The organism is Mycolicibacterium arabiense, assembly GCF_010731815.2.
Classification (GTDB): Bacteria; Actinomycetota; Actinomycetes; order Mycobacteriales; family Mycobacteriaceae; genus Mycobacterium; species Mycobacterium arabiense.
The window spans coordinates 966,178-984,827 of the sequence record NZ_AP022593.1; the positions used below are offsets into that span (position 1 = coordinate 966,178).

19 protein-coding genes are annotated in these 18,650 nt (G+C 68.7%); 7 read left to right on the plus strand and 12 right to left on the minus strand.

Annotation, left to right across the window (positions count from 1 at the left end):
• Positions 1-29: 29 nt before the first annotated feature.
• From trxA to G6N61_RS06235, 4 genes are all read right to left on the minus strand, one after another.
• Positions 30-395 (minus strand): thioredoxin, encoded by a 366-nt coding sequence (trxA, locus tag G6N61_RS06220; protein WP_163917740.1) that lies wholly within the window; start codon positions 393-395, stop codon positions 30-32.
• 66 nt (positions 396-461) lie between these two features.
• Positions 462-1,562: an oxidoreductase gene (locus G6N61_RS06225; RefSeq protein ID WP_163917741.1), complete on the minus strand. Its 1,101-nt coding sequence runs from the start codon at positions 1,560-1,562 to the stop codon at positions 462-464.
• A 52-nt stretch (positions 1,563-1,614) separates the two neighbouring features.
• On the minus strand, positions 1,615-2,253 hold the full coding sequence (locus G6N61_RS06230; protein WP_235887429.1) for a hypothetical protein: 639 nt from the start codon (positions 2,251-2,253) through the stop codon (positions 1,615-1,617).
• Positions 2,254-2,323: 70 nt separating this feature from the next.
• Positions 2,324-3,286 carry an ATP-grasp fold amidoligase family protein gene (locus G6N61_RS06235; RefSeq protein ID WP_235887430.1) on the minus strand — a complete coding sequence of 321 codons (963 nt, stop codon included), beginning with the start codon at positions 3,284-3,286 and terminating at the stop codon, positions 2,324-2,326.
• Positions 3,287-3,522: 236 nt separating this feature from the next.
• On the opposite strand from G6N61_RS06235, the gene G6N61_RS06240 reads away from it, so the two are divergent.
• Both G6N61_RS06240 and G6N61_RS06245 read left to right on the plus strand, forming a co-directional pair.
• Entirely contained in the window at positions 3,523-4,461 is a 939-nt protein-coding gene (locus G6N61_RS06240; protein WP_163917742.1) for a methionyl-tRNA formyltransferase, read from the plus strand.
• A gap of 56 nt (positions 4,462-4,517) precedes the next feature.
• Complete coding sequence (locus tag G6N61_RS06245; protein ID WP_220101436.1) at positions 4,518-5,795, plus strand: HNH endonuclease; 1,278 nt, start codon at positions 4,518-4,520, stop codon at positions 5,793-5,795.
• On the opposite strand, the gene G6N61_RS06250 is transcribed toward G6N61_RS06245, so the two are convergent.
• Genes G6N61_RS06250 through G6N61_RS06280 form a run of 7 tightly spaced genes read right to left on the minus strand, consistent with a single transcriptional unit; the run spans position 5,792 to position 12,046 of the window.
• The gene (locus G6N61_RS06250) at positions 5,792-6,139 is read right to left on the minus strand and encodes a metal-sulfur cluster assembly factor (protein ID WP_163917743.1); all 348 of its coding nucleotides are present in this window, start codon (positions 6,137-6,139) and stop codon (positions 5,792-5,794) included. The two genes, G6N61_RS06245 and G6N61_RS06250, sit on opposite strands and share 4 nt — an antisense overlap.
• On the minus strand, positions 6,114-6,617 hold the full coding sequence (gene sufU / locus G6N61_RS06255; RefSeq protein WP_163917744.1) for a Fe-S cluster assembly sulfur transfer protein SufU: 504 nt from the start codon (positions 6,615-6,617) through the stop codon (positions 6,114-6,116). The genes G6N61_RS06250 and sufU overlap by 26 nt, the downstream gene beginning before the upstream one ends.
• A gap of 5 nt (positions 6,618-6,622) precedes the next feature.
• A complete protein-coding gene (locus G6N61_RS06260) occupies positions 6,623-7,894 on the minus strand; it encodes a cysteine desulfurase (RefSeq protein WP_163917745.1) in 1,272 nt (423 codons plus the stop codon).
• Between the two features lies 1 nt (position 7,895).
• Positions 7,896-8,669: a Fe-S cluster assembly ATPase SufC gene (gene sufC, locus G6N61_RS06265; RefSeq protein ID WP_163917746.1), complete on the minus strand. Its 774-nt coding sequence runs from the start codon at positions 8,667-8,669 to the stop codon at positions 7,896-7,898.
• A gap of 1 nt (position 8,670) precedes the next feature.
• Positions 8,671-9,876, minus strand: a complete 1,206-nt coding sequence (sufD, locus tag G6N61_RS06270) for a Fe-S cluster assembly protein SufD (RefSeq protein WP_179973581.1) — start codon at positions 9,874-9,876, stop codon at positions 8,671-8,673.
• On the minus strand, positions 9,873-11,306 hold the full coding sequence (sufB, locus tag G6N61_RS06275) for a Fe-S cluster assembly protein SufB (RefSeq protein WP_163917747.1): 1,434 nt from the start codon (positions 11,304-11,306) through the stop codon (positions 9,873-9,875). Before sufB ends, sufD begins: the two co-directional genes overlap by 4 nt.
• Positions 11,303-12,046, minus strand: a complete 744-nt coding sequence (locus G6N61_RS06280) for a helix-turn-helix transcriptional regulator (RefSeq protein ID WP_163924633.1) — start codon at positions 12,044-12,046, stop codon at positions 11,303-11,305. Before G6N61_RS06280 ends, sufB begins: the two co-directional genes overlap by 4 nt.
• A 149-nt stretch (positions 12,047-12,195) precedes the next feature.
• Between G6N61_RS06280 and mptB the strand changes: the two genes are divergently transcribed.
• The 4 genes from mptB to G6N61_RS06300 all read left to right on the plus strand — a co-directional run bounded on the left by mptB (position 12,196) and on the right by G6N61_RS06300 (position 16,783).
• Positions 12,196-13,911 carry a polyprenol phosphomannose-dependent alpha 1,6 mannosyltransferase MptB gene (gene mptB / locus G6N61_RS06285; RefSeq protein ID WP_163917748.1) on the plus strand — a complete coding sequence of 572 codons (1,716 nt, stop codon included), beginning with the start codon at positions 12,196-12,198 and terminating at the stop codon, positions 13,909-13,911.
• A 77-nt stretch (positions 13,912-13,988) separates the two neighbouring features.
• A complete protein-coding gene (locus tag G6N61_RS06290; RefSeq protein ID WP_235887590.1) occupies positions 13,989-14,891 on the plus strand; it encodes an ABC transporter ATP-binding protein in 903 nt (300 codons plus the stop codon).
• A 60-nt stretch (positions 14,892-14,951) separates the two neighbouring features.
• Positions 14,952-15,740, plus strand: a complete 789-nt coding sequence (locus G6N61_RS06295; RefSeq protein ID WP_163917750.1) for an ABC transporter permease — start codon at positions 14,952-14,954, stop codon at positions 15,738-15,740.
• Positions 15,741-15,793: 53 nt separating this feature from the next.
• Positions 15,794-16,783: a COX15/CtaA family protein gene (locus tag G6N61_RS06300; protein WP_163917751.1), complete on the plus strand. Its 990-nt coding sequence runs from the start codon at positions 15,794-15,796 to the stop codon at positions 16,781-16,783.
• Here the strand turns inward: G6N61_RS06300 and G6N61_RS06305 are convergent.
• Positions 16,700-17,638 carry an ATP-grasp domain-containing protein gene (locus tag G6N61_RS06305; RefSeq protein ID WP_163917752.1) on the minus strand — a complete coding sequence of 313 codons (939 nt, stop codon included), beginning with the start codon at positions 17,636-17,638 and terminating at the stop codon, positions 16,700-16,702. The two genes, G6N61_RS06300 and G6N61_RS06305, sit on opposite strands and share 84 nt — an antisense overlap.
• A 19-nt stretch (positions 17,639-17,657) precedes the next feature.
• On the opposite strand from G6N61_RS06305, the gene G6N61_RS06310 reads away from it, so the two are divergent.
• On the plus strand, positions 17,658-18,635 hold the full coding sequence (locus tag G6N61_RS06310) for a quinone oxidoreductase family protein (protein ID WP_163917753.1): 978 nt from the start codon (positions 17,658-17,660) through the stop codon (positions 18,633-18,635).
• Positions 18,636-18,650: the final 15 nt, after the last annotated feature.

Here is an 18,650-nt window from a genome sequence, read left to right on the forward strand (position 1 = left end):
CGCGCCCGTTCCTCGGACCTCGCCGAAGGTCAGGCCTGGTCGGCTTCGCCCTGCGAGGCGATGGCCGCCTCGATGTCGAAGTCCTTGATCTGGGAGATCACGGCGTCCAGGTCCTTGGCGGGCAGCATCCCGGAGTGCCGGAACACCATGTGGCCCTTCTTGAAGGCCATCAGAGTCGGGATCGCCTGGATCTCGGCCGCCTGGGCGAGTCCCGGTTCCGCCTCGGTGTCCACCTTGGCGTGCACCACGTCGGGGTGCTTGTCAGACGAGGCGGAGAACGTCGGCGCGAAGGCCTTGCAGGGACCACACCATTCCGCCCAGAAATCGACCAGCACGATCTCGTTGTCGGTGATGGTCTCGTTGAACTTCTCGGCAGTGATGTCTTGCGTGCTCACGTCATTCCTAACGTCGTGTTCCATCCCGTTGTTCCAGGGCGGGAACGGGCTGTCGGCTCGGTGTTCTCAGTTCAGAGCGGCCAGTGCGCTGCGGGCGTCGTAGCCGCGGAACCCCTCCAGGGTTCCCGCTCGCAGCCGATTGACCCATGTGGGGTCGGCCAACAATGCCCGCCCGATCGCGACGACGTCGAATTCACCCGTGGCGAACCGTTCGATCAGGGTCTCCACCGAAGCCGGCTTGATGACCTCACCGTCCTTCTCACTGCGGAACTGGGTCTGCAGGCCCACCGACCCCACCGCGATGACCGGTGCTCCGGTCACCTTCTTGGTCCACCCCGCAAGGCTGCGCTCCGGGTCGAGATCGGGGAAGGCCGCTGCGTAGTGCCTGCGGGTCGACGGGTGTAGGACGTCCACGCCGGCGTCGAGCAGCGGAGCCAGGATCGCCTGCAGTTCGGTGGGGTCGTCGGCGATCGACGCGGCATAGTCCGTCCCCTTCCACTGCGAGAACCGGAACACGATCGGGAAGTCTGGTCCGACGGCGGCCCGCACCGCCGCGACCACCTCGGCGGGGAACCGCGTGCGCTCGACGGCGGAGCCGCCGTAGGCGTCCGTGCGCAGGTTGGTCCTCTCCCAGAGGAAGCTGTCGAGCAGGTATCCGTGCGCACCGTGCAACTCGACGGCGTCGAAGCCCGCCGCCTTGGCGTTCGCGGCGGCAGTGGCGTAGTCCGCGGCCACGTCGACGAGTTCGTCGGCGGTGAGCGCACGGCCGCGCGGCTTGCCTGTGCCGCCGACGCCGGACGGGCTGACCGGGGTCACTCCGTCGGCGTGGTGACGCTCGCCGCCCTGGTGCCAGAGCTGCGCGGCAATGACCGCGCCGTGGGAGTGCACGGCGTTCGTGACCGCGCGCCACCCGGTCACGGCGTCGTCGCCGACGAGCGTGGGCACCGAATCGGGGTAGGCCGATTCGGCTGCTCCCAGTCGAATGCCCTCCGTGACGATGAGGCCGACTCCCCCGGCCGCCCGACGCGCGTAGTAGTCGGCGACGTCACGTCCGGGGACGCCACCCGGTGACGCCTGTCGCGTCATCGGCGCCATCGCGAAGCGGTTGGGGATCGTCATCGATCGAACGGTCAACGGCGTGAACAGCTCACCGGGGTCGGAGGTCATGTAGGCGTGCAACACCCTTCGACTTGGTGCGATTCCGTCGTGATCGTCACGATCAGGCGGTGGCGCGGCCCTCGGCGAAGAACCCGGCGATCTCCTCGGCGAGGCGGTCGACGTCGTGGCCGGGATTTAGCGGCCGCAGCGCGCCGAAGGGAGCGTTCCAGAACGCGCCCGTGCGGGGCGTCCAGGGGCCGACGTACGCATAGGGCAGCGGGTGCTGCTCGTCTCCCGCCGAGACGCCGTAGTTGACCTCGGCCTCGGTGACGGAGACGTCGAAGTGCTCGGGCCACAACACGGGGTGCTCTTCCGGCAGTGCCTGCTTGAGCGCGAAACCGCCCGCGTAGAGGCACCGATGCAGCAGCTCCGCCGCGCCGGGGTCGATGTCGAGTTCGGCGTCGGCGGGTAGCGGATCGCGCAGGTCGTACACCCCCACCGGCGGGCCGTAGTCGACGCCCGCGGCCGCCGCGATTGCCCCGACCGGACCGGTTAGCGGGGCAGAGTCGTCCTGCCAGGTGAACTCGGTGGCGTGCACCGATAGCGGCAGCGCAGTGGCGGCGAAGCCGTCGGGGCGCACCGCGAGGCGGATGGTGCCGGCGGCTCGGTATTGCGGTCCGGCGACCAGGCTCTCGGCGATGCCGCGCAGCTGCCTGCGCGTCGATGCGTAGACCCCGATGGCGTCCTTGGTCCCTGACACGTTGCCTCCCACGGTGCATCCACGAGCACCCGAAGCCGGGCCCGCGGCCAACCTACTCCCGCGGGTCCGGTCAGGGTTGTCCGCGCTGCACCTGCTCGAGTGTCGGAAGTGTCCAGTGCTTGCCCTGCTCGACGTCGAAGCTCATCGGCCGATAGCGGAGTAGTCCGCTGCCCGGGTACGGGGTGTACTCGCCGAACCAGACGGTCCCGTCGACGGCGTAGAGGTCGATCCTGATGAAGTCCCAGCCGGTGCCCAGCGCACTTGCGATCTCGAGCATCGTCTCCAGTTCCGGTGGGCGGGGTTCGTCGGCGACGGGCATGATGCGCCAGCACACGTCCAGCCGATTCCAGTCGGTGTCGAGGAAGGTGGCCGTTTGGGACGTGAAGCGGCCGCGATTCACCTGGATGAGTTCCACCCGGCCGTCGAAGACGAAGAACTTGTAGTCGGTCGGCGCCGCGCCGTCGGGGGTCGGGATGCGTTCCTCGATGAGCAGGCCTGGCCTCGCTTCCGCGTAACCCCACTCCCCGAGCGCGACGGGGGTGTGCTTCCCCCAGTGCCGCGTCTGGTGGACGAGCGCGTCGAGGCCGGTTTCCGGGTCGGGCCCGAAGAGCACCTGCCCGCTGCTGTGGTTGGGCTTGAGCACCCACGGCGGCAGCGCGAAAAGATCTGGCGCAGAGCGCAAGTCGGTTCCGAACCAGTAGGTCTCGGGGATCCGCAACTTCGGCCCCGGGTAGGCCGCCCGGGCCATCTCCTTCATCCGCATCTTGTCGCACGCAGCGACGATGCGGTCCCGCCGATCGTTGAAGATCCGCCAGTTGGCCTTCTCGTTGAAGGTGCGTGGCCGACGGAAGTTGCCGAACTTGCGAATCATCCCGAGGTAGAGGACGTGGCGCAGGAGACGCGTCGGCACCAGACGAGCCGTCCACGCGTGCACCGCCCGTTCCACCCACCGCATGAATGCCTCGATCGACTGCTGCGGTCGCTGGCCCCGATCGGCTCGGACGGGTGCATCCGTTTTCAGCAACTCGGTCATCGATAACACTCGATCAAGGTCATGCGGGATGTCTTACCAAATTATGACGGCGTTGTGGGGGCTACGTTCGAGAGTTTGCTGGTGGAAGGGTTTCGGTGAAAGCGCCAGACCGCTGGCGGGGCTGATTTGACTATCGTGACTGAGCTTAGGCTAGGGTAACCTCCGGCCGCGCCAGCAACGTCCCCCAAGATCGGGACCCCGACCCGTCCGGCCCCGACTCATGGAGGAACTCAGCGATGCGCGTCGTCTTCTTCGGTTTCCAGACGTGGGGCCGCCGCACCCTGCAGGCCCTGCTCGACTTGGACCAGGACGTTCCGCTGGTGGTCACGCACCCCGCGAGTACGCAGTCCTACAAGGCGATCTGGTCGGACTCAGTCGAGGAACTGGCCCGCGAGCACGACATTCCGGTCCATCTCACCGACCGGATCGACGCCGAGACGATCGATCTCGTCAAGCGATCCGAGCCCGACGTCAACGTCGTCAACAGCTGGTACACCAAGTGGCCTGCCGAGTTGTACGACCTACCGCCGCACGGCACCTTGAACTTTCACGACTCGATGTTGCCTAGGGGCACCGGGTTCTCGCCCGTGCTGTGGGCGCTGATCAGCGGGGAGACCCACACGGGCCTGACCGTTCATCGCATGGACGAGGGCTTGGACACCGGCGACGTGCTCGTTCAGCGGTCGTTGCCGATCGGAAACACCGATACCGGCACCGAGTTGGTCCTGCGGACCATGGACCTGATCCCCGAGGTACTCCGCGACGCGCTCGACGCGCTGGAATCGGGGACGCCGGTCTGGCGGCCGCAGAACAGGGACGAGCAGACGTACTTCCACAAGCGTTCGGAGCGGGACAGCCTGCTCGAACTGTCATGGCCTGCAGAGGATCTCGAGAGGTTCGTGCGCGCGCTGTCGGCTCCGTATCCGCGGGCGTTCACGTTCTACCGCGGCGAGCGCCTGGAAGTGCTCGAGGCGCACACGTCGAAGGCGCGGTTCGGCGGCACGGTCGGGCGGGTGATCGTGCAGGAGGGCGGCGGCGCCGTGGTGTGCGGCCCGAACGCCCACCGGGGCGCCAACCGTGCCTTGGTCATCACGCGGGTACGGGGCGCCGACGGCGTCGAGCGCGCGGGCAGCGACGTGTTCGCCCGTGGCGGCTATTTGCAACTGTCGGCGTAGGAAACCGGGGCTCCGTTCGGCTCTTCTTGTCGGACCCCGTTGGCATAATCGAACACATGTTCGACATGCTGGACTTCGACCCCACCACGGTGGACGAGGCCGGCCTGATCGACCGCATCGCCCAACTGGAGCGACTCAAGGCCACCGCCGCCGCAGCCCAAGCCCGCATGACCGCCGCCCTGGACCTGAAACGCCGCACCGCCGAAGCCGACGCCGGGGTCCCGATGCGCAAGCGCGGCCAGGGCCTCGCCTCCGAAGTCGGGCTGGCCCGCCGGGAGTCGCCGAAACAGGGCAGTCGCCACCTCGGATTCGCCCGCGCCCTGGTCCACGAAATGCCCCACACCCTGGCCGCCCTGGAAACCGGGATCCTCTCCGAGTGGCGGGCGACACTGCTCGTGCGGGAATCGGCCTGCCTCGAAGTCGAGGACCGCCGCACCCTCGACGCCGAGATGTGTGCCGACCCTGCGACGCTGGTGGGTAAGGGTGACAAGCGCATCGAAGCCGACGCCAAGGCCATCGCCTACCGCCTCGACCCCCACGCCGTGGTCGACAAGGCTCGCCGCGCGCACGAGGACCGGTGCGTCAGCATCCGCCCCGCCGCCGACACCATGGCCTGGGTCAGCATCCTGCTTCCCGTCGCCCAAGGCGTGTCGATCTACGCCGCCCTCAAACGCGCCGCCGACACCACCAGCGACGGCCGCAGCCGCGGGCAGGTCATGGCCGACACCGCCGTCGAACGCATCACCGGCCGCACCGCCGACACCCCCGTCCCGGTCACCGTCGACGTGGTGATCACCGACGAAACCCTGCTCGGCGGCGACACCGAACCCGCCCGCGTTCCCGGGTACGGACCGATCCCCGCCACCGTCGCACGACACCTGATCTCCAACGCAGTGGGCGACGAGCGGTCGCGGGCGACGCTGCGCCGGCTCTACCGCCACCCGAAGACCGGAGCGCTGGTGACCATGGAATCCCGCGCCCGGCTCTTCCCCAAGGCGTTGGCGACGTTCATCGCCCTACGCGACGACACCTGCCGCACCCCCTACTGCAACGCACCGATCCGCCACACCGACCACGCCGAACCCAACGCGCGGGGTGGGCCCACCTCCGCAGTCAACGGCAACGGACTGTGCGAAGCGTGCAACTACGCCAAGGAAGCACCCGGCTGGCGCGTCCGCACGTCCCACGAATTCGACTGTCACACAACCGACGTCACCACGCCCACCGGCACCACCTACAGCTCGAAGGCACCACCACTACCCGGCCTCAACACCGAACACGTCACCAGCATCGACGTCGCACGCTTCCGAGTGGTGGTCCGCCGCGCCGCCTAGACGGTGAAGCCGAGCGCCCGCAATTGCTCGCGGCCGTCCTCGGTGATCTTGTCCGGCCCCCACGGCGGGTTCCACACCCAGTTGATCTTGATGTCATTGACCAGGCCGGCACCGACGAGCGCGCTGCGCGACTGATCCTCGATGACGTCGGTCAGCGGGCAAGCGGCCGACGTCAGCGTCATGTCGATGAGCGCCACCTTGCCGGTGTCGCCCTCCTCGACGTCCAGGCCGTACACGAGGCCCAGGTCCACGACGTTGATGCCGAGTTCGGGGTCGACGACGTCACGCATCGCCTCCTCGAGGTCGGCAACGAACTCCTCATTGGGCACTACGGTGTCGCTCATCCGGCGTCTCCTCACTGGCTTGCGCCTCGATCTGGTCTTGTGGCATGGCCTCGGCCAGCGCGGCCTTGAACGCCATCCAGCCCAGCAGCGCGCACTTCACGCGCGCCGGGTACTTGGCTACCCCCGCGAAGGCGATGCCATCGCCGATCACGTCCTCGTCACCGTCGATCGTCCCGCGCGACGACACCATCTCGCTGAACGACGCGACGGTCTTCATCGCATCCCCCACCGTCAGGCCGATCACCTGGTCGGTGAGCACCGAGGTCGAGGCCTGGCTGATCGAGCAGCCCTGGCCGTCGTAGGACACGTCGGTGACAGTCTCACCGTCACCCGACAGCGTCACGCGCAACGTCACCTCGTCGCCGCAGGTCGGGTTGACGTGCGACACCTCCGCCGCGAACGGGTCGCGCAGCCCACGGTTGTGGGGCCGCTTGTAGTGATCGAGGATCACTTCCTGATACATCTGCTCCAGGCGCACGACGGTCAGTCCCCCGCCCCGAAGAAATCGATCGCCCGACGAACGCCCGCGACCAGTCTGTCGACCTCGTCGAGCGTGTTGTAAACGGCGAACGACGCACGCGCCGTCGCCGCGATGCCGAACCGACGGTGCAGCGGCCACGCGCAGTGGTGGCCCACCCGCACGGCCACGCCTTCGTCATCGAGTACCTGCCCGACGTCGTGGGCGTGCACGCCGTCCACCACGAACGACACCGGGGAGCCGCGATTCTCGAGCGAGGTCGGCCCGATGATGCGGACGCCGTCGATGGCACCGAGCCCCTCGAGGGCCGCCGCCACCAGCCGCGACTCGTGCTGGTGCACCGCGGCCATCCCGATCTCGTCCAGATACCGTGCGGCGGCGCCCAATCCGACGACCTGCGACGTCATCGGGGTACCTGCCTCGAAGCGCTGCGGCGCCGGTGCGTAGGTCGTCGCCTCCATCGTGACGGTCTCAATCATCGATCCGCCGGTCAGGAAGGGCGGCATCTGCTCGAGGAGCCGCTGCCTGCCGTAAAGCACGCCGATCCCGGTGGGGCCCATCATCTTGTGCCCGGAGAAGGCGGCGAAGTCGACGTCGAGGGCATGGAAGTCGACGGGCTGGTGCGGCACCGACTGGCAGGCGTCCAGCACGGTCAGCGCTCCGACGGCCTTGGCGCGCGCCACCAGCTCAGCGACCGGCGCCACGGCACCGGTGACATTCGAATGGTGGCTGAACGCCACGACCTTGACTCGCTCGTCGAGTTCGAGGGAGTCCAGATCGATACGACCGTCCTCAGTCACGCCATACCAGCGCAGCGTCGCGCCGGTGCGCAACGCCAGCTCCTGCCAGGGGATCAGGTTGGCGTGGTGCTCGAGTTCGGTCGTGACGATCACGTCGCCGGGGCCGACCGCTCGCTCGAAACGCTTGTCGCCCAACGTGTAGGCGACCAGGTTGATGGCCTCCGTCGCGTTCTTGGTGAACACGAGTTCGTCGGTGCCGGCCCCCACGAAACGGGCAATGTCCGCACGCCCCTGCTCGTAGGCGTCGGTCGACTCCTCCATCAGCTGATGGGCCCCGCGGTGCACCGCACCGTTAGAGGTCAGCAGGAAGTCGCGCTCGGCGTCGAGAACGGCGAGCGGCTTCTGCGACGTGGCACCGGAGTCGAGGTACGCCAACCGATTTCCGCCACGCATCACCCGGTCGAGGATCGGGAAGTCCGTGCGAATCCGCTCGACGTCCACGGCCACGTCGACGTCAGAGGTCCGCGTGGCCGTCACGTCAGGCTCCCGAAGCGGCAGACTGCGTGAAGCGCTCGTAGCCGTTCTCCTCGAGTTCGTCGGCCAACTCCGGACCGCCGGACTCGATGATCCGGCCGTCGAAGAAGACGTGCACGAACTGCGGCTGGATGTAGCGCAGGATGCGCGTGTAGTGGGTGATCAGCAGCACGCCGGCGTTCTCCGCCGCCGCGTAGCGATTGACGCCCTCGCTGACGACGCGCAGCGCGTCGACGTCGAGGCCCGAATCGGTCTCGTCGAGGATCGCGATCTTCGGCTTGAGCAGGCCGAGCTGCAGGATCTCGTGGCGCTTCTTCTCACCGCCGGAGAAGCCTTCGTTCACGCTGCGCTCGCTGAACGCCGGGTCGATGTCGAGATCGCTCATCGCGGTCTTGACCTCCTTGACCCAGTGCCGGAGCTTCGGCGCCTCGCCGCGGACGGCGGTGGCCGCCGTGCGCAGGAAGTTCGACATCGACACACCGGGCACCTCGACGGGGTACTGCATCGCCAGGAACAGGCCCGCGCGGGCGCGCTCGTCGACGCTCATCTCGAGGACGTCCTCGCCATCGAGGGTGATCGATCCCGACGTGACGGTGTACTTCGGGTGGCCGGCGATGGCGTAGGACAGCGTCGACTTGCCGGATCCGTTGGGTCCCATGACCGCATGGGTCTCGCCCGACCGCACGGTCAGGTTCACGCCCTTGAGGATTTCGATGTCGGCGCCGCCCTCGGCGGAGATGACGGAGGCGTGGAGGTCTTTCACTTCAAGAGTGGTCATGTCAGCTACTTCTCGATTCGGTGATGGCTAGTTCTCGTTCGATGGCTTCGGTCAGTCGCTCACGCACTGCGGGCACGGCGATCTTGGCGATGATCTCGCCGAAGAAACCGCGTACCACCAGGCGACGGGCCTGCTCCTCGGGGATGCCTCGGGCACGCAGGTAGAACAGCTGCTCGTCATCGAAGCGGCCGGTCGCACTGGCGTGTCCGGCGCCGGCGATCTCACCGGTCTCGATCTCGAGGTTGGGCACCGAGTCGGCGCGGGCGCCGTCGGTGAGCACCAGGTTGCGGTTCGCCTCGTAGGTGTCGGTGCCGGTGGCCTCGGCACGGATCAGCACGTCGCCGATCCACACCGTGTGGGCGTCGGGCTTGTTGGAGTCCGGATCGCCTTGCAGCGCACCCTTGTACAGCACGTCGGACTTGCAGTTCGGCTGCGCGTGGTCGATCAGGAGCCGTGACTCGAAGTGCTGTCCGTCGTCGGCGAAGTAGGTGCCGAGCATCTGCGCGTCACCACCGGGGGCGGTGAAGCGCACGTTGGCCGCGGTACGCACGACGTCGCCACCGAGGGTGACGTTGACGTGGCCCAGCACGGCGTCCTTGCCGAGCTTTGCGTGATGGGCACTGACGTGGACCATGTCGTCGGCCCAGTCGGCGATCCAGATGACGCCGAGTCCGGCGGCGTCGCCGACGATGATCTCGACGTTGTCGGCAAGGGTGCCGCTACCCCGCAGGTCCACCACGACGATGGCCCGGGACAGTTCCTCGATGCGGATCTGCAGGTGCCCGTAGGCCACCGCGCCCTCGCCGGGTCCGTCGACGGTGATCTCGATGGGCTCGGACACCTCGGTGTCGCGCGCGACCGTGACGATGGTGGCCTGTTCGAACGACGAGAATGCCTGCGCCGCAACCCGGTCCGACGGCACGCCACCCTGACCCAGGCGCGCGTCGCCGCGGGCGACCGTCTCGACGGTGACACCGGGACGCTCGGTGACCGTGATCGCCGCCGAGCCGGTGGCGGGAGCCGATCCGTCGTGCAGGCCGCGCAGACGCTTGAGCGGGGTGAACCGCCACAGTTCGTCGCGACCGCCCGGCACCTCGAACGCGTTGACGTCGAACGACGAGAACAGCTCGCCCTTGTTGAGGGCCGCGAGCGTCGACCCGCCGTTCTTGGCGGCCTCGGCCGCTTCGGTCAGATTGTTCTGGGTCACCCGACGGCGCCTTCCATCTGCAGTTCGATGAGCCGGTTCAGTTCGAGCGCGTACTCCATCGGCAGTTCCTTCGCGATGGGCTCGACGAAGCCGCGAACGACCATCGCCATGGCCTCGTCCTCGGTCATGCCGCGGCTCATCAGGTAGAACAGCTGATCCGCACTGACCTTGGAGACGGTGGCCTCGTGGCCCATCGTGACGTCGTCCTCGCGGATGTCGACGTACGGGTAGGTGTCGCTGCGGCTGATCGAATCGACCAGCAGCGCATCGCACTTCACGCTCGAACGCGATCCGTGCGCACCCTTGTTGACCTGGACCAGGCCACGGTAGGACGCCCGACCGCCGCCACGCGCCACCGACTTCGAGACGATGTTGCTCGACGTGTTCGGCGCGAGGTGGAGCATCTTGGCGCCAGTGTCCTGGTGCTGGCCCTCGCCCGCGAACGCGACCGACAGGACCTCGCCCTTGGCGTGCTCTCCGGTCATCCAGACCGCCGGGTACTTCATGGTCACCTTGGAGCCGATGTTGCCGTCGACCCACTCCATGGTCGCGCCGGCCTCGGCCCGCGCCCGCTTGGTGACCAGGTTGTAGACGTTGTTCGACCAGTTCTGGATGGTGGTGTAGCGGCAGCGGCCACCGGGCTTGACGATGATCTCGACGACCGCGGAGTGCAGCGAGTCGGACTTGTAGATCGGCGCGGTGCAGCCCTCGACGTAGTGCACGTAGGCGTCCTCGTCGACGATGATCAGCGTGCGCTCGAACTGGCCCATGTTCTCGGTGTTGATGCGGAAGTAGGCCTGCAGCGGGATGTCCACATGGACGCCCTTGGGCACGTAGATGAACGAGCCACCCGACCACACCGCGGTGTTCAGCGCGGAGAACTTGTTGTCACCGGCCGGGATCACCGTGCCGAAGTACTCCTGGAACAGCTCGGGATGCTGCTTCAGCGCCGAGTCGGTGTCGAGGAAGATGACGCCCTGGGCCTCGAGATCCTCGCGGATCGAGTGGTAGACGACCTCGGACTCGTACTGCGCCGCGACACCGGACACCAGGCGCTGCTTCTCGGCCTCGGGGATGCCCAGCTTGTCGTAGGTGTTCTTGATGTCGGCCGGCAGGTCGTCCCACGTGGCAGCCTGCTTCTCGCTGGACCGCACGAAGTACTTGATGTTGTCGAAGAAGATGCCCTCGAGGTCGGAACCCCAGTTCGGCATCGGCTTCTTGTCGAAGGTGCGCAGTGCCTTCAGGCGCATGTCGAGCATCCACTGCGGTTCGCTCTTCTTGGCCGAGATGTCGCGCACCACGGCCTCGCTGAGGCCACGCTGGGCACTGGCGCCCGCGACGTCGGAGTCCGCCCAGCCGTAGCCGTAGGTGCCCAGCGACGCGATGGTCTCTTCCTGGGTCAGCTGTGGTGCCTCGGGGGTGGTCGTCATGTCGACGCTCCTTGCTCGATCGTGGTGGTGGACTCGGCGAGGGCTGGATGCCGAGGGAACTGCGTGTCTGGGGCGTGCGCGCCGGTGGCGTGCTTGCCTGGGTCGACGGGAACGTGCGTGGTGCAGGCGAAGTCGCCGTTGACGATCGTCGACAGCCGCTGGACGTGGGTGCCCAGGATCTCGGCGAACGCCTCGCGCTCGGCGTCGCACAACTCGGGAAACTCCTCGGCGACGTGCGACACCGGGCAGTGGTGCTGGCAGATCTGCACCCCGCTGAGCGGGCCGGACACCGGCGCCGTCGTGGTGGCGTAACCCGCCTCGGTCAACGCGTCCGCGACGCGGTCGACCTTGGTCGCAACGTCGGCTGGGCCGTCGGATACTCCCGAGAGGATGGTGTCGATGCGACGCCTGGCGAACGTGCGGATCGCGTCGTCGCCGCCGATCTCGCGCAACTGACGCATCGCGGCGACGGCGAGGTCGTCGTAGGCGTGCTCGAGCTTGGCCCGGCCACCGGCGCTCAGGCGGTAGCGGCGTGCGGGACGGCCACGGCCACTGTGCTGCCAGCTCGCGGCGGCCACCGACTCGGCGTCACCGGCCTCGATGAGGGCGTCGAGGTGACGACGCACCCCTGCGGCCGAGATCCCCAGCCTGTCGCCGATCGCGCTCGCGGTGATGGAGCCCGATTCCAGCAGCAGCCGGATGATCGCCTTCCTGGTGTGCCCGTCCTGGGTCGCAGGCATGGCGTCATGCCCACGCGCGACCTCGGAACGGAATTTCACAACACCAGTGTGACGCAATTCCAGGGGTCGGTCTAGCAAGGTGACCCTTAGCTCGCGGGGAGAACAATCACACCTCCGGACGGGAATACGACGCCGGTTACGCTGCTGTGATGGCAACCCGCCTACAGTCTCTCAGCTCGGCCGTCGCCCGTTGGCACGCCGACGAGGTCGCGATCGGGTCGCCTCTGAAGGCCGACGAGGTGGCGCTGATGCGCCGCACCCGCGTGTTCGGCGCGACGGGCACGGTGCTCATGGCGATCGGGGCGCTCGGCGCGGGTGCCCGGCCCGTGGTCCAGGACCCCACGTTCGGCGTCCGACTGCTCAACCTGCCGTCGCGCATCCAGACCGTGTCGCTGACGATGACCACCACCGGCGCGGTCATCATGGCGCTGGCCTGGCTGATGCTCGGCCGCTTCGCGCTCGGTCCCCGGCGCATGTCACGCAGCCAGATCGACCGCACCCTGCTGCTGTGGGCGTTGCCGCTGCTGATCGCTCCCCCGATGTACAGCAAGGACGTCTACTCCTACCTCGCGCAGAGCGCGATCGCCCGCAACGGGCTGGACCCCTACGTCGTGGGACCCGCGCCGGGTCTGGGTCTCGACCACGTCTTCACCCTGTCGGTGCCGAGCCTGTGGCGGGACACACCCGCCCCCTACGGACCGCTGTTCCTCTGGATCGGCAGGGGCATCTCCGAACTCACCGGCGACGACATCGTGTTCGCGGTGCTGCTGCACCGCCTGGTCGTGCTGCTCGGCGTGGGCCTGATCGTCTGGGCCACGCCGCGCCTGGCGCGCCGCTGCGGCGTCGCCGAGGTCAGCGCGCTGTGGCTGGGACCGTGCAACCCGCTGCTGTTCATGCACCTGGTCGCGGGCATCCACAACGAAGCGCTGATGCTCGGCCTGATGCTCGCGGGCACCGAGTTCGCGCTGCGCGGCGTGCAGGCCGCGGGCCGGCTGCTGCCCCGCCCGCTGCGGCGGCCGCACGGCCGGGACGAGTGGGCGCAGTGGATGCCCATGGCGATGCTGCTGCTCGGCACGGTGCTGATCGCACTGTCGTCGCAGGTGAAGCTGCCGTCGCTGCTGGCGGTCGGGTTCGTGGCGATGGCCCTGGCGTGTCGGTGGGGCGGGACCGTCAAGGCGTTCTTCCTCGCGGGCGGATCGCTGGCCGCCGTGTCGGTGGCCGTGATGGCGCTGGTCGGTTGGGCGAGTGGACTGGGGTTCGGGTGGCTGTTCACCCTCGGCACGGCCAACGTGGTGCGGTCGTGGATGTCGCCTCCGACGCTGGTGGCGCTGGGCACCGGTCAGGTCGGCATCCTGCTCGGACTCGGCGACCACACGACGGCGATCCTCGGCCTGACCCGCGCCATCGGTGTGATCATCATCGCGATTCTGGTGACCTGGCTGCTGCTCGCAGTGCTGCGCGGGCGCCTCAACCCGGTCGGCGGCCTCGGCGTCGCACTGGGCGCGACGGTGCTGCTGTTCCCCGTCGTCCAGCCCTGGTACCTGCTGTGGGCGATCATCCCGCTGGCCACCTGGGCGTCGCGGCCCGGGTTCCGCGGGACGACGATCGTGTTGTCGCTGGTCGTGGGCATCTTCGGGCCGACCGCGAACGGTGACCGCTTCGCGCTGTTCCAGATCGTCGATGCCACGGGTGCCAGCGCGATCATCGTGGCCCTGCTCATCGCGTTCACCTACCGCCGGCTGCCGTGGCGCCCACCGCTCGAGCCCGAGGTCGCCGACGTAGGCCGGCCCGGGCCGCCCAGCGCAGGGTCGAACCCACCGCCACCGCCGACCGCGCGGCCCGACGCCTACGCTGAATCTCCGTGACCTCCCGTTCCGACGTTCCCGGCTCCGCGCGCGAGGGTTCCCCGGACGTCGACGACTCGGGGGACGCCGTCGTCCGTCTGCGTGGCATCACCAAGCGGTACGGCACGACCGTGGCCGTCGACGGCCTCGACCTCGACGTGCGGCGGGCCGAGGTGTTCGCCCTGCTCGGCCCGAACGGCGCGGGCAAGACCACGACGATCGAGATGTGCGAGGGCTTCCTCAAGCCGGAGTCGGGCAGCATCCGGATCCTCGGACTGGATCCGGTCGCGGACAACGCGCGGCTGCGCGAGCGGATGGGCGTCATGCTGCAGGGCGGCGGCGGCTACCCGGCGGCGCGGGCAGGCGAGATGCTCGGTCTGGTCGCCGCGTACTCCGCCCGGCCGTTGGACCCGGCCTGGCTGATGGACGTCCTCGGCCTCACTGACTCGGCCCGCACCACCTACCGACGACTCTCGGGCGGTCAGCAGCAGCGGCTGGCACTCGCCTGCGCCATCGTCGGCAGGCCCGAACTCGTGTTCCTCGACGAGCCGACCGCGGGCATGGACGCCCACGCGCGGATCGTCGTGTGGGACCTGATCGACGGGCTGCGCCGCGACGGCGTGACCGTGGTCCTGACCACCCATCAGCTGACCGAGGCCGAGCAGCTCGCCGACCGGCTGATGATCATCGATCGCGGCGCGGCGGTGGCCACGGGTACGCCGAGTGAGTTGATGCAGCGCGGCGCGGAGAACCAGCTCCGGTTCTCCGCTCCCCCGAAACTTGACCTGTCGCTGCTGATCTCGGCCCTGCCCGAGACGTACCGCGCGACGGAGGTGGCGCCCGGCGAGTACCTGGTGGAGGGTCACGTCGATCCGCAGGTGCTGTCGACGGTGACGTCCTGGTGCGCCCGCCTCGACGTGCTCGCCACGGGCATGCGGGTCGAGCAGCGCAGCCTGGAGGACGTGTTCCTGGACCTGACCGGACGGGAGCTTCGGCCGTGACGAGCGCTTGCGCGAGGAACCAATGGATATGACGAGCGCTTGCGCGAGGAACCAATGGATATGACGCAACCATCGCCGACGAACAGGTTCGAGCCGGGCACGTTTACCCCGGACCCCCGGCCCGCGTCGGTGCCGAAGATGCTTGCTGCCCAGTTCGGTCTGGAGCTCAAGCTGCTGCTGCGCAACGGCGAGCAGCTGCTGCTGACGATGTTCATCCCGATCACCCTGCTGGTCGGGATGACGCTGCTGCCGCTTGGCGACTTCGGTCCCAACCGCGCCGCGACGTTCGTCCCGGCGATCATGGCGTTGGCCGTGATCTCGACGGCGTTCACCGGTCAGGCGATCGCGGTGGCGTTCGACCGACGCTACGGAGCGCTGAAGCGTCTCGGTGCGACGGCTCTGCCGGTGTGGGGCATCATCGCGGGCAAGTCGCTGGCCGTCGTCACCGTCGTGTTCCTGCAGTCGGTCCTGTTGGGTGCGATCGGCATCGGGCTCGGTTGGCGCCCGGAACCCGGTGGCCTGGCGCTCGGGGCGCTGGTGATCGCGCTCGGCACTGCCGCCTTCGCATCACTCGGACTGCTGTTGGGCGGAACGCTACGCGCCGAGATCGTGCTTGCCGTCGCGAATCTGCTGTGGTTCATCTTCGCAGGATTCGGCGCGCTGACACTCGAGGGCGGGATCGTCTCGAACGCCCTGCATTGGATCGCGCGACTGACCCCGTCGGGCGCGCTCACCGAGGCGTTGACTCAGGCGATGACGTTGTCGGTGGACTGGTTCGGCGTGGCCGTGCTGGCCGCGTGGGGTCTGGTCGCCGCGTTGTGCGCGCTGCGGTGGTTCCGCTTCACCTGAGCCGCCCGGCCCCCTACTACGGCCTGTAGTTCGGTTTGTCCTACCATCGAAGCGTGGCCATCCGACGCTTGTTCATGAAGGGCGTCGACCTGCTGCCCCTACCCAGCCTGCGCGTGCAGCGCATCATCGCGGCGGTCGTCGTGCTCACCCAGGGCGGCATCGCGGTGACGGGCTCGATCGTCCGCGTCACCGCGTCGGGCCTGGGCTGCCCGACGTGGCCCCAGTGCTTCCCCGGCAGCTTCACTCCGGTCCCGCACGCCGAGGTCCCCGGAATCCATCAGGCCGTGGAGTTCGGCAACCGCCTGATCACGTTCCTGGTGGTGCTGACCGCCGCGCTGGCCGTCCTCGCGGTACTGCGCGCCCGCCGTCGCCGCGAGGTGCTCGTCTACGCCTGGCTGATGCCTGCCTCGACCGTCGCGCAGGCGGTCATCGGCGGCATCACCGTCCTCACCGGGCTGCTGTGGTGGACGGTCGCGATCCACCTGCTGGTGTCGATGGCGATGGTGTGGCTGGCCGTGCTGCTGTACGTCAAGATCGGCGAACCCGACGACGGAGTGCCTCAGCGGCTGGTCCCGAAACCGCTGCGCCAGTTGACCTTTCTGAGCGCCATGGCGCTGTCGGTGGTCCTCGTCACCGGGACCATGGTCACCGGTGCGGGCCCGCACGCCGGCGACAAGAGCATCGACGCGCCCATCCCGCGGTTGGGGCTGGACATCGTCACGCTGGTCTACCGGCACTCCGCGCTGGTGACCGCCTACCTCTGCCTGCTGATCGGCCTCGCGTTCGCGCTGCTGGCCGTGCGCGCACCGCGCCCGGTCACGATGCGGCTCGTCGTGCTGGTGATCCTGGTCGCCCTACAGGGCATGGTCGGAACGGTGCAGTTCTTCACCGGCGTGCCCGCAGCCCTGGTGGCCGTGCACGTCGCGGGCGCCGCGATCTGCACGGGTGCGACGGCCGCGCTATGGGCGTCGATGCGACAGCGGACCCAGGCCGAACCCGTCGAGAGCCGACTCGACGGCGAGCGCGAACTCTCGCTGCCGTAACGCACGGTCTTCGTCGCTCAGCTGCCGCCATCCCAGCGACGGCTCGACCAGTTCCAGTTCGAGCAGGCGCGGATCGTCACGCTCGCCGATGACGTCGACGCGGGCGTAGAGGAAGTCCGACGGCGCCCTGCCCAGACGGTCCGCTGCAGCCGTGAGTGCTGCGTGCCCGACTGCCCACAGTTCGAAGTCGGGTTCTGCCGGGCGCAGCGACTCCTCGGCGTACGTGCCGGATTCGTCCATGGCGGGGGCACTACCCGGCGGTGGCAGCAGCGGGCCCTTGGTGAAGGCGTGCGACTGCTGGCCGGCGAGGAACACCAGCGCCGTCTCGCCTGCCTCGATCCTGGGGTCGTACGGCTGTACGAGCGCGGTGCGGCCGGAGGCCTGCAGTGCGGCGGCGTGTCGGCCGGCGGCTTCGGGGTCGGTGAAGCGCCGGGCGCCAACGGAACCCGCGCCCACTGCGGGTTTGACGACGACTTCGCCGTCGGGCACTCGCACGGCCGCACCGGGCGCGAAGAACAGGCTGGGCACAGTCGGGACGCCGGCCGTCGCGAGATCGTCGAGGTAGCGCTTGTCGCTGTTCCACGCCACCACGTCGGGACCGTTGAGCAGGTTGGGCACCCGCCTCGTCCACGCCAGGAACTCGTCGAGACGGTCGGTGTAGTCCCACGTCGCGCGCAGGATGACCAGGTCGGCCCGCTCCGTATCGGGGTCGTCCCAGGCGAGCCAGCGCGCGTGCAAACCACGCGCCCGGAGCGCTCCCGCGAGCCCCGCGTCGTCACCGTCACCCTCGACGAGGGCCTTGCAACCTGCGAAGACGATGCGAGGATGCCGAACGTCGGGCCGTGCGAGTTTCACTGTTGGAATGATAGGTGGCATGCACGCCATCGAAGTCGCCGAAACGGGCGGACCCGAAGTCCTCAACTACGTCGAGAAGTCTCAGCCCGCACCCGGGCCGGGCCAGGTTCTGATCAAGGCCGACGCCATCGGCGTCAACTTCATCGACACCTACTTCCGTTCGGGTCAGTATCCGCGCGAACTGCCCTTCGTCGTGGGCACCGAGGTGTGCGGCACGGTCGCCGAGGTCGGCGAGGACGTCGCCGCGCTGGCCGTGGGCGACCGCGTGGTGACCGCCCAGGCCGTGGGCGCCTACGCCGAGTACTGCCTGGCCCCGGCCGACTTCGTCGCGTACGTCCCGGACGCCGTGTCCGCTGACGTCGCCGCCTCGGCGCTGCTCAAGGGCATGACGGCGCACTACCTCATCAAGTCCGTCTACCCCGTGCAGCAGGGCGACGCCGTGCTGGTGCACGCCGGCGCGGGCGGCGTGGGGCTGATCCTGACCCAGTGGGCCACCAGCATGGCCGTGAAGGTCATCACCACGGTCTCGACGCCGGCCAAGGCCGAGCTGTCGCGCAAGGCGGGCGCCATCGAGGTCCTCGACTACCCCGGCGACGACCCGGCGGAGTTCGGCGCGAAGGTGCGCGACCTGACCGGCGGTGTCGGGGTTGCCGCGGTGTACGACGGCGTGGGCGCCTCGACGTTCGAGGCGAGCCTCGCCAGCCTGGCGATCCGGGGCACGCTCGCGCTGTTCGGCGCGGCGAGCGGCCCGGTGCCCCCGTTCGACCCGCAGCGGCTCAACGCCGCCGGTTCGCTGTTCCTGACCCGACCGACGCTTGCCCACTACGCCTCTACCCCCGACGAGTTCTCCTGGCGGGCGGGCGAACTGCTCGACGCGATCGCGACGGGCACGCTGGAGGTGACGGTCAGCGAGCGGTACCCGCTGGCGGAGGCCTCCCGGGCGCACGCCGACCTGCAGGGCCGCAAGACCGTCGGCTCGGTGGTCCTGGTGCCCTGACGTCGGGACCCCCTC

What these genes read in the sequence shown, in the direction of transcription:
- G6N61_RS06295 (WP_163917750.1), top strand. Translation starts at nt 14,952, where the DNA reads ATGACGCAACCATCGCCGACGAACAGGTTCGAGCCGGGCACGTTTACC.
- mptB (WP_163917748.1), top strand. Translation starts at nt 12,196, where the DNA reads ATGGCAACCCGCCTACAGTCTCTCAGCTCGGCCGTCGCCCGTTGGCAC.
- G6N61_RS06240 (WP_163917742.1), top strand. Translation starts at nt 3,523, where the DNA reads ATGCGCGTCGTCTTCTTCGGTTTCCAGACGTGGGGCCGCCGCACCCTG.
- G6N61_RS06280 (WP_163924633.1), bottom strand. Translation starts at nt 12,046, where the DNA reads ATGCCTGCGACCCAGGACGGGCACACCAGGAAGGCGATCATCCGGCTG.
- sufB (WP_163917747.1), bottom strand. Translation starts at nt 11,306, where the DNA reads ATGACGACCACCCCCGAGGCACCACAGCTGACCCAGGAAGAGACCATC.
- G6N61_RS06225 (WP_163917741.1), bottom strand. Translation starts at nt 1,562, where the DNA reads ATGACCTCCGACCCCGGTGAGCTGTTCACGCCGTTGACCGTTCGATCG.
- G6N61_RS06310 (WP_163917753.1), top strand. Translation starts at nt 17,658, where the DNA reads ATGCACGCCATCGAAGTCGCCGAAACGGGCGGACCCGAAGTCCTCAAC.
- sufC (WP_163917746.1), bottom strand. Translation starts at nt 8,669, where the DNA reads ATGACCACTCTTGAAGTGAAAGACCTCCACGCCTCCGTCATCTCCGCC.
- G6N61_RS06245 (WP_220101436.1), top strand. Translation starts at nt 4,518, where the DNA reads ATGTTCGACATGCTGGACTTCGACCCCACCACGGTGGACGAGGCCGGC.
- G6N61_RS06235 (WP_235887430.1), bottom strand. Translation starts at nt 3,286, where the DNA reads ATGACCGAGTTGCTGAAAACGGATGCACCCGTCCGAGCCGATCGGGGC.
- G6N61_RS06250 (WP_163917743.1), bottom strand. Translation starts at nt 6,139, where the DNA reads ATGAGCGACACCGTAGTGCCCAATGAGGAGTTCGTTGCCGACCTCGAG.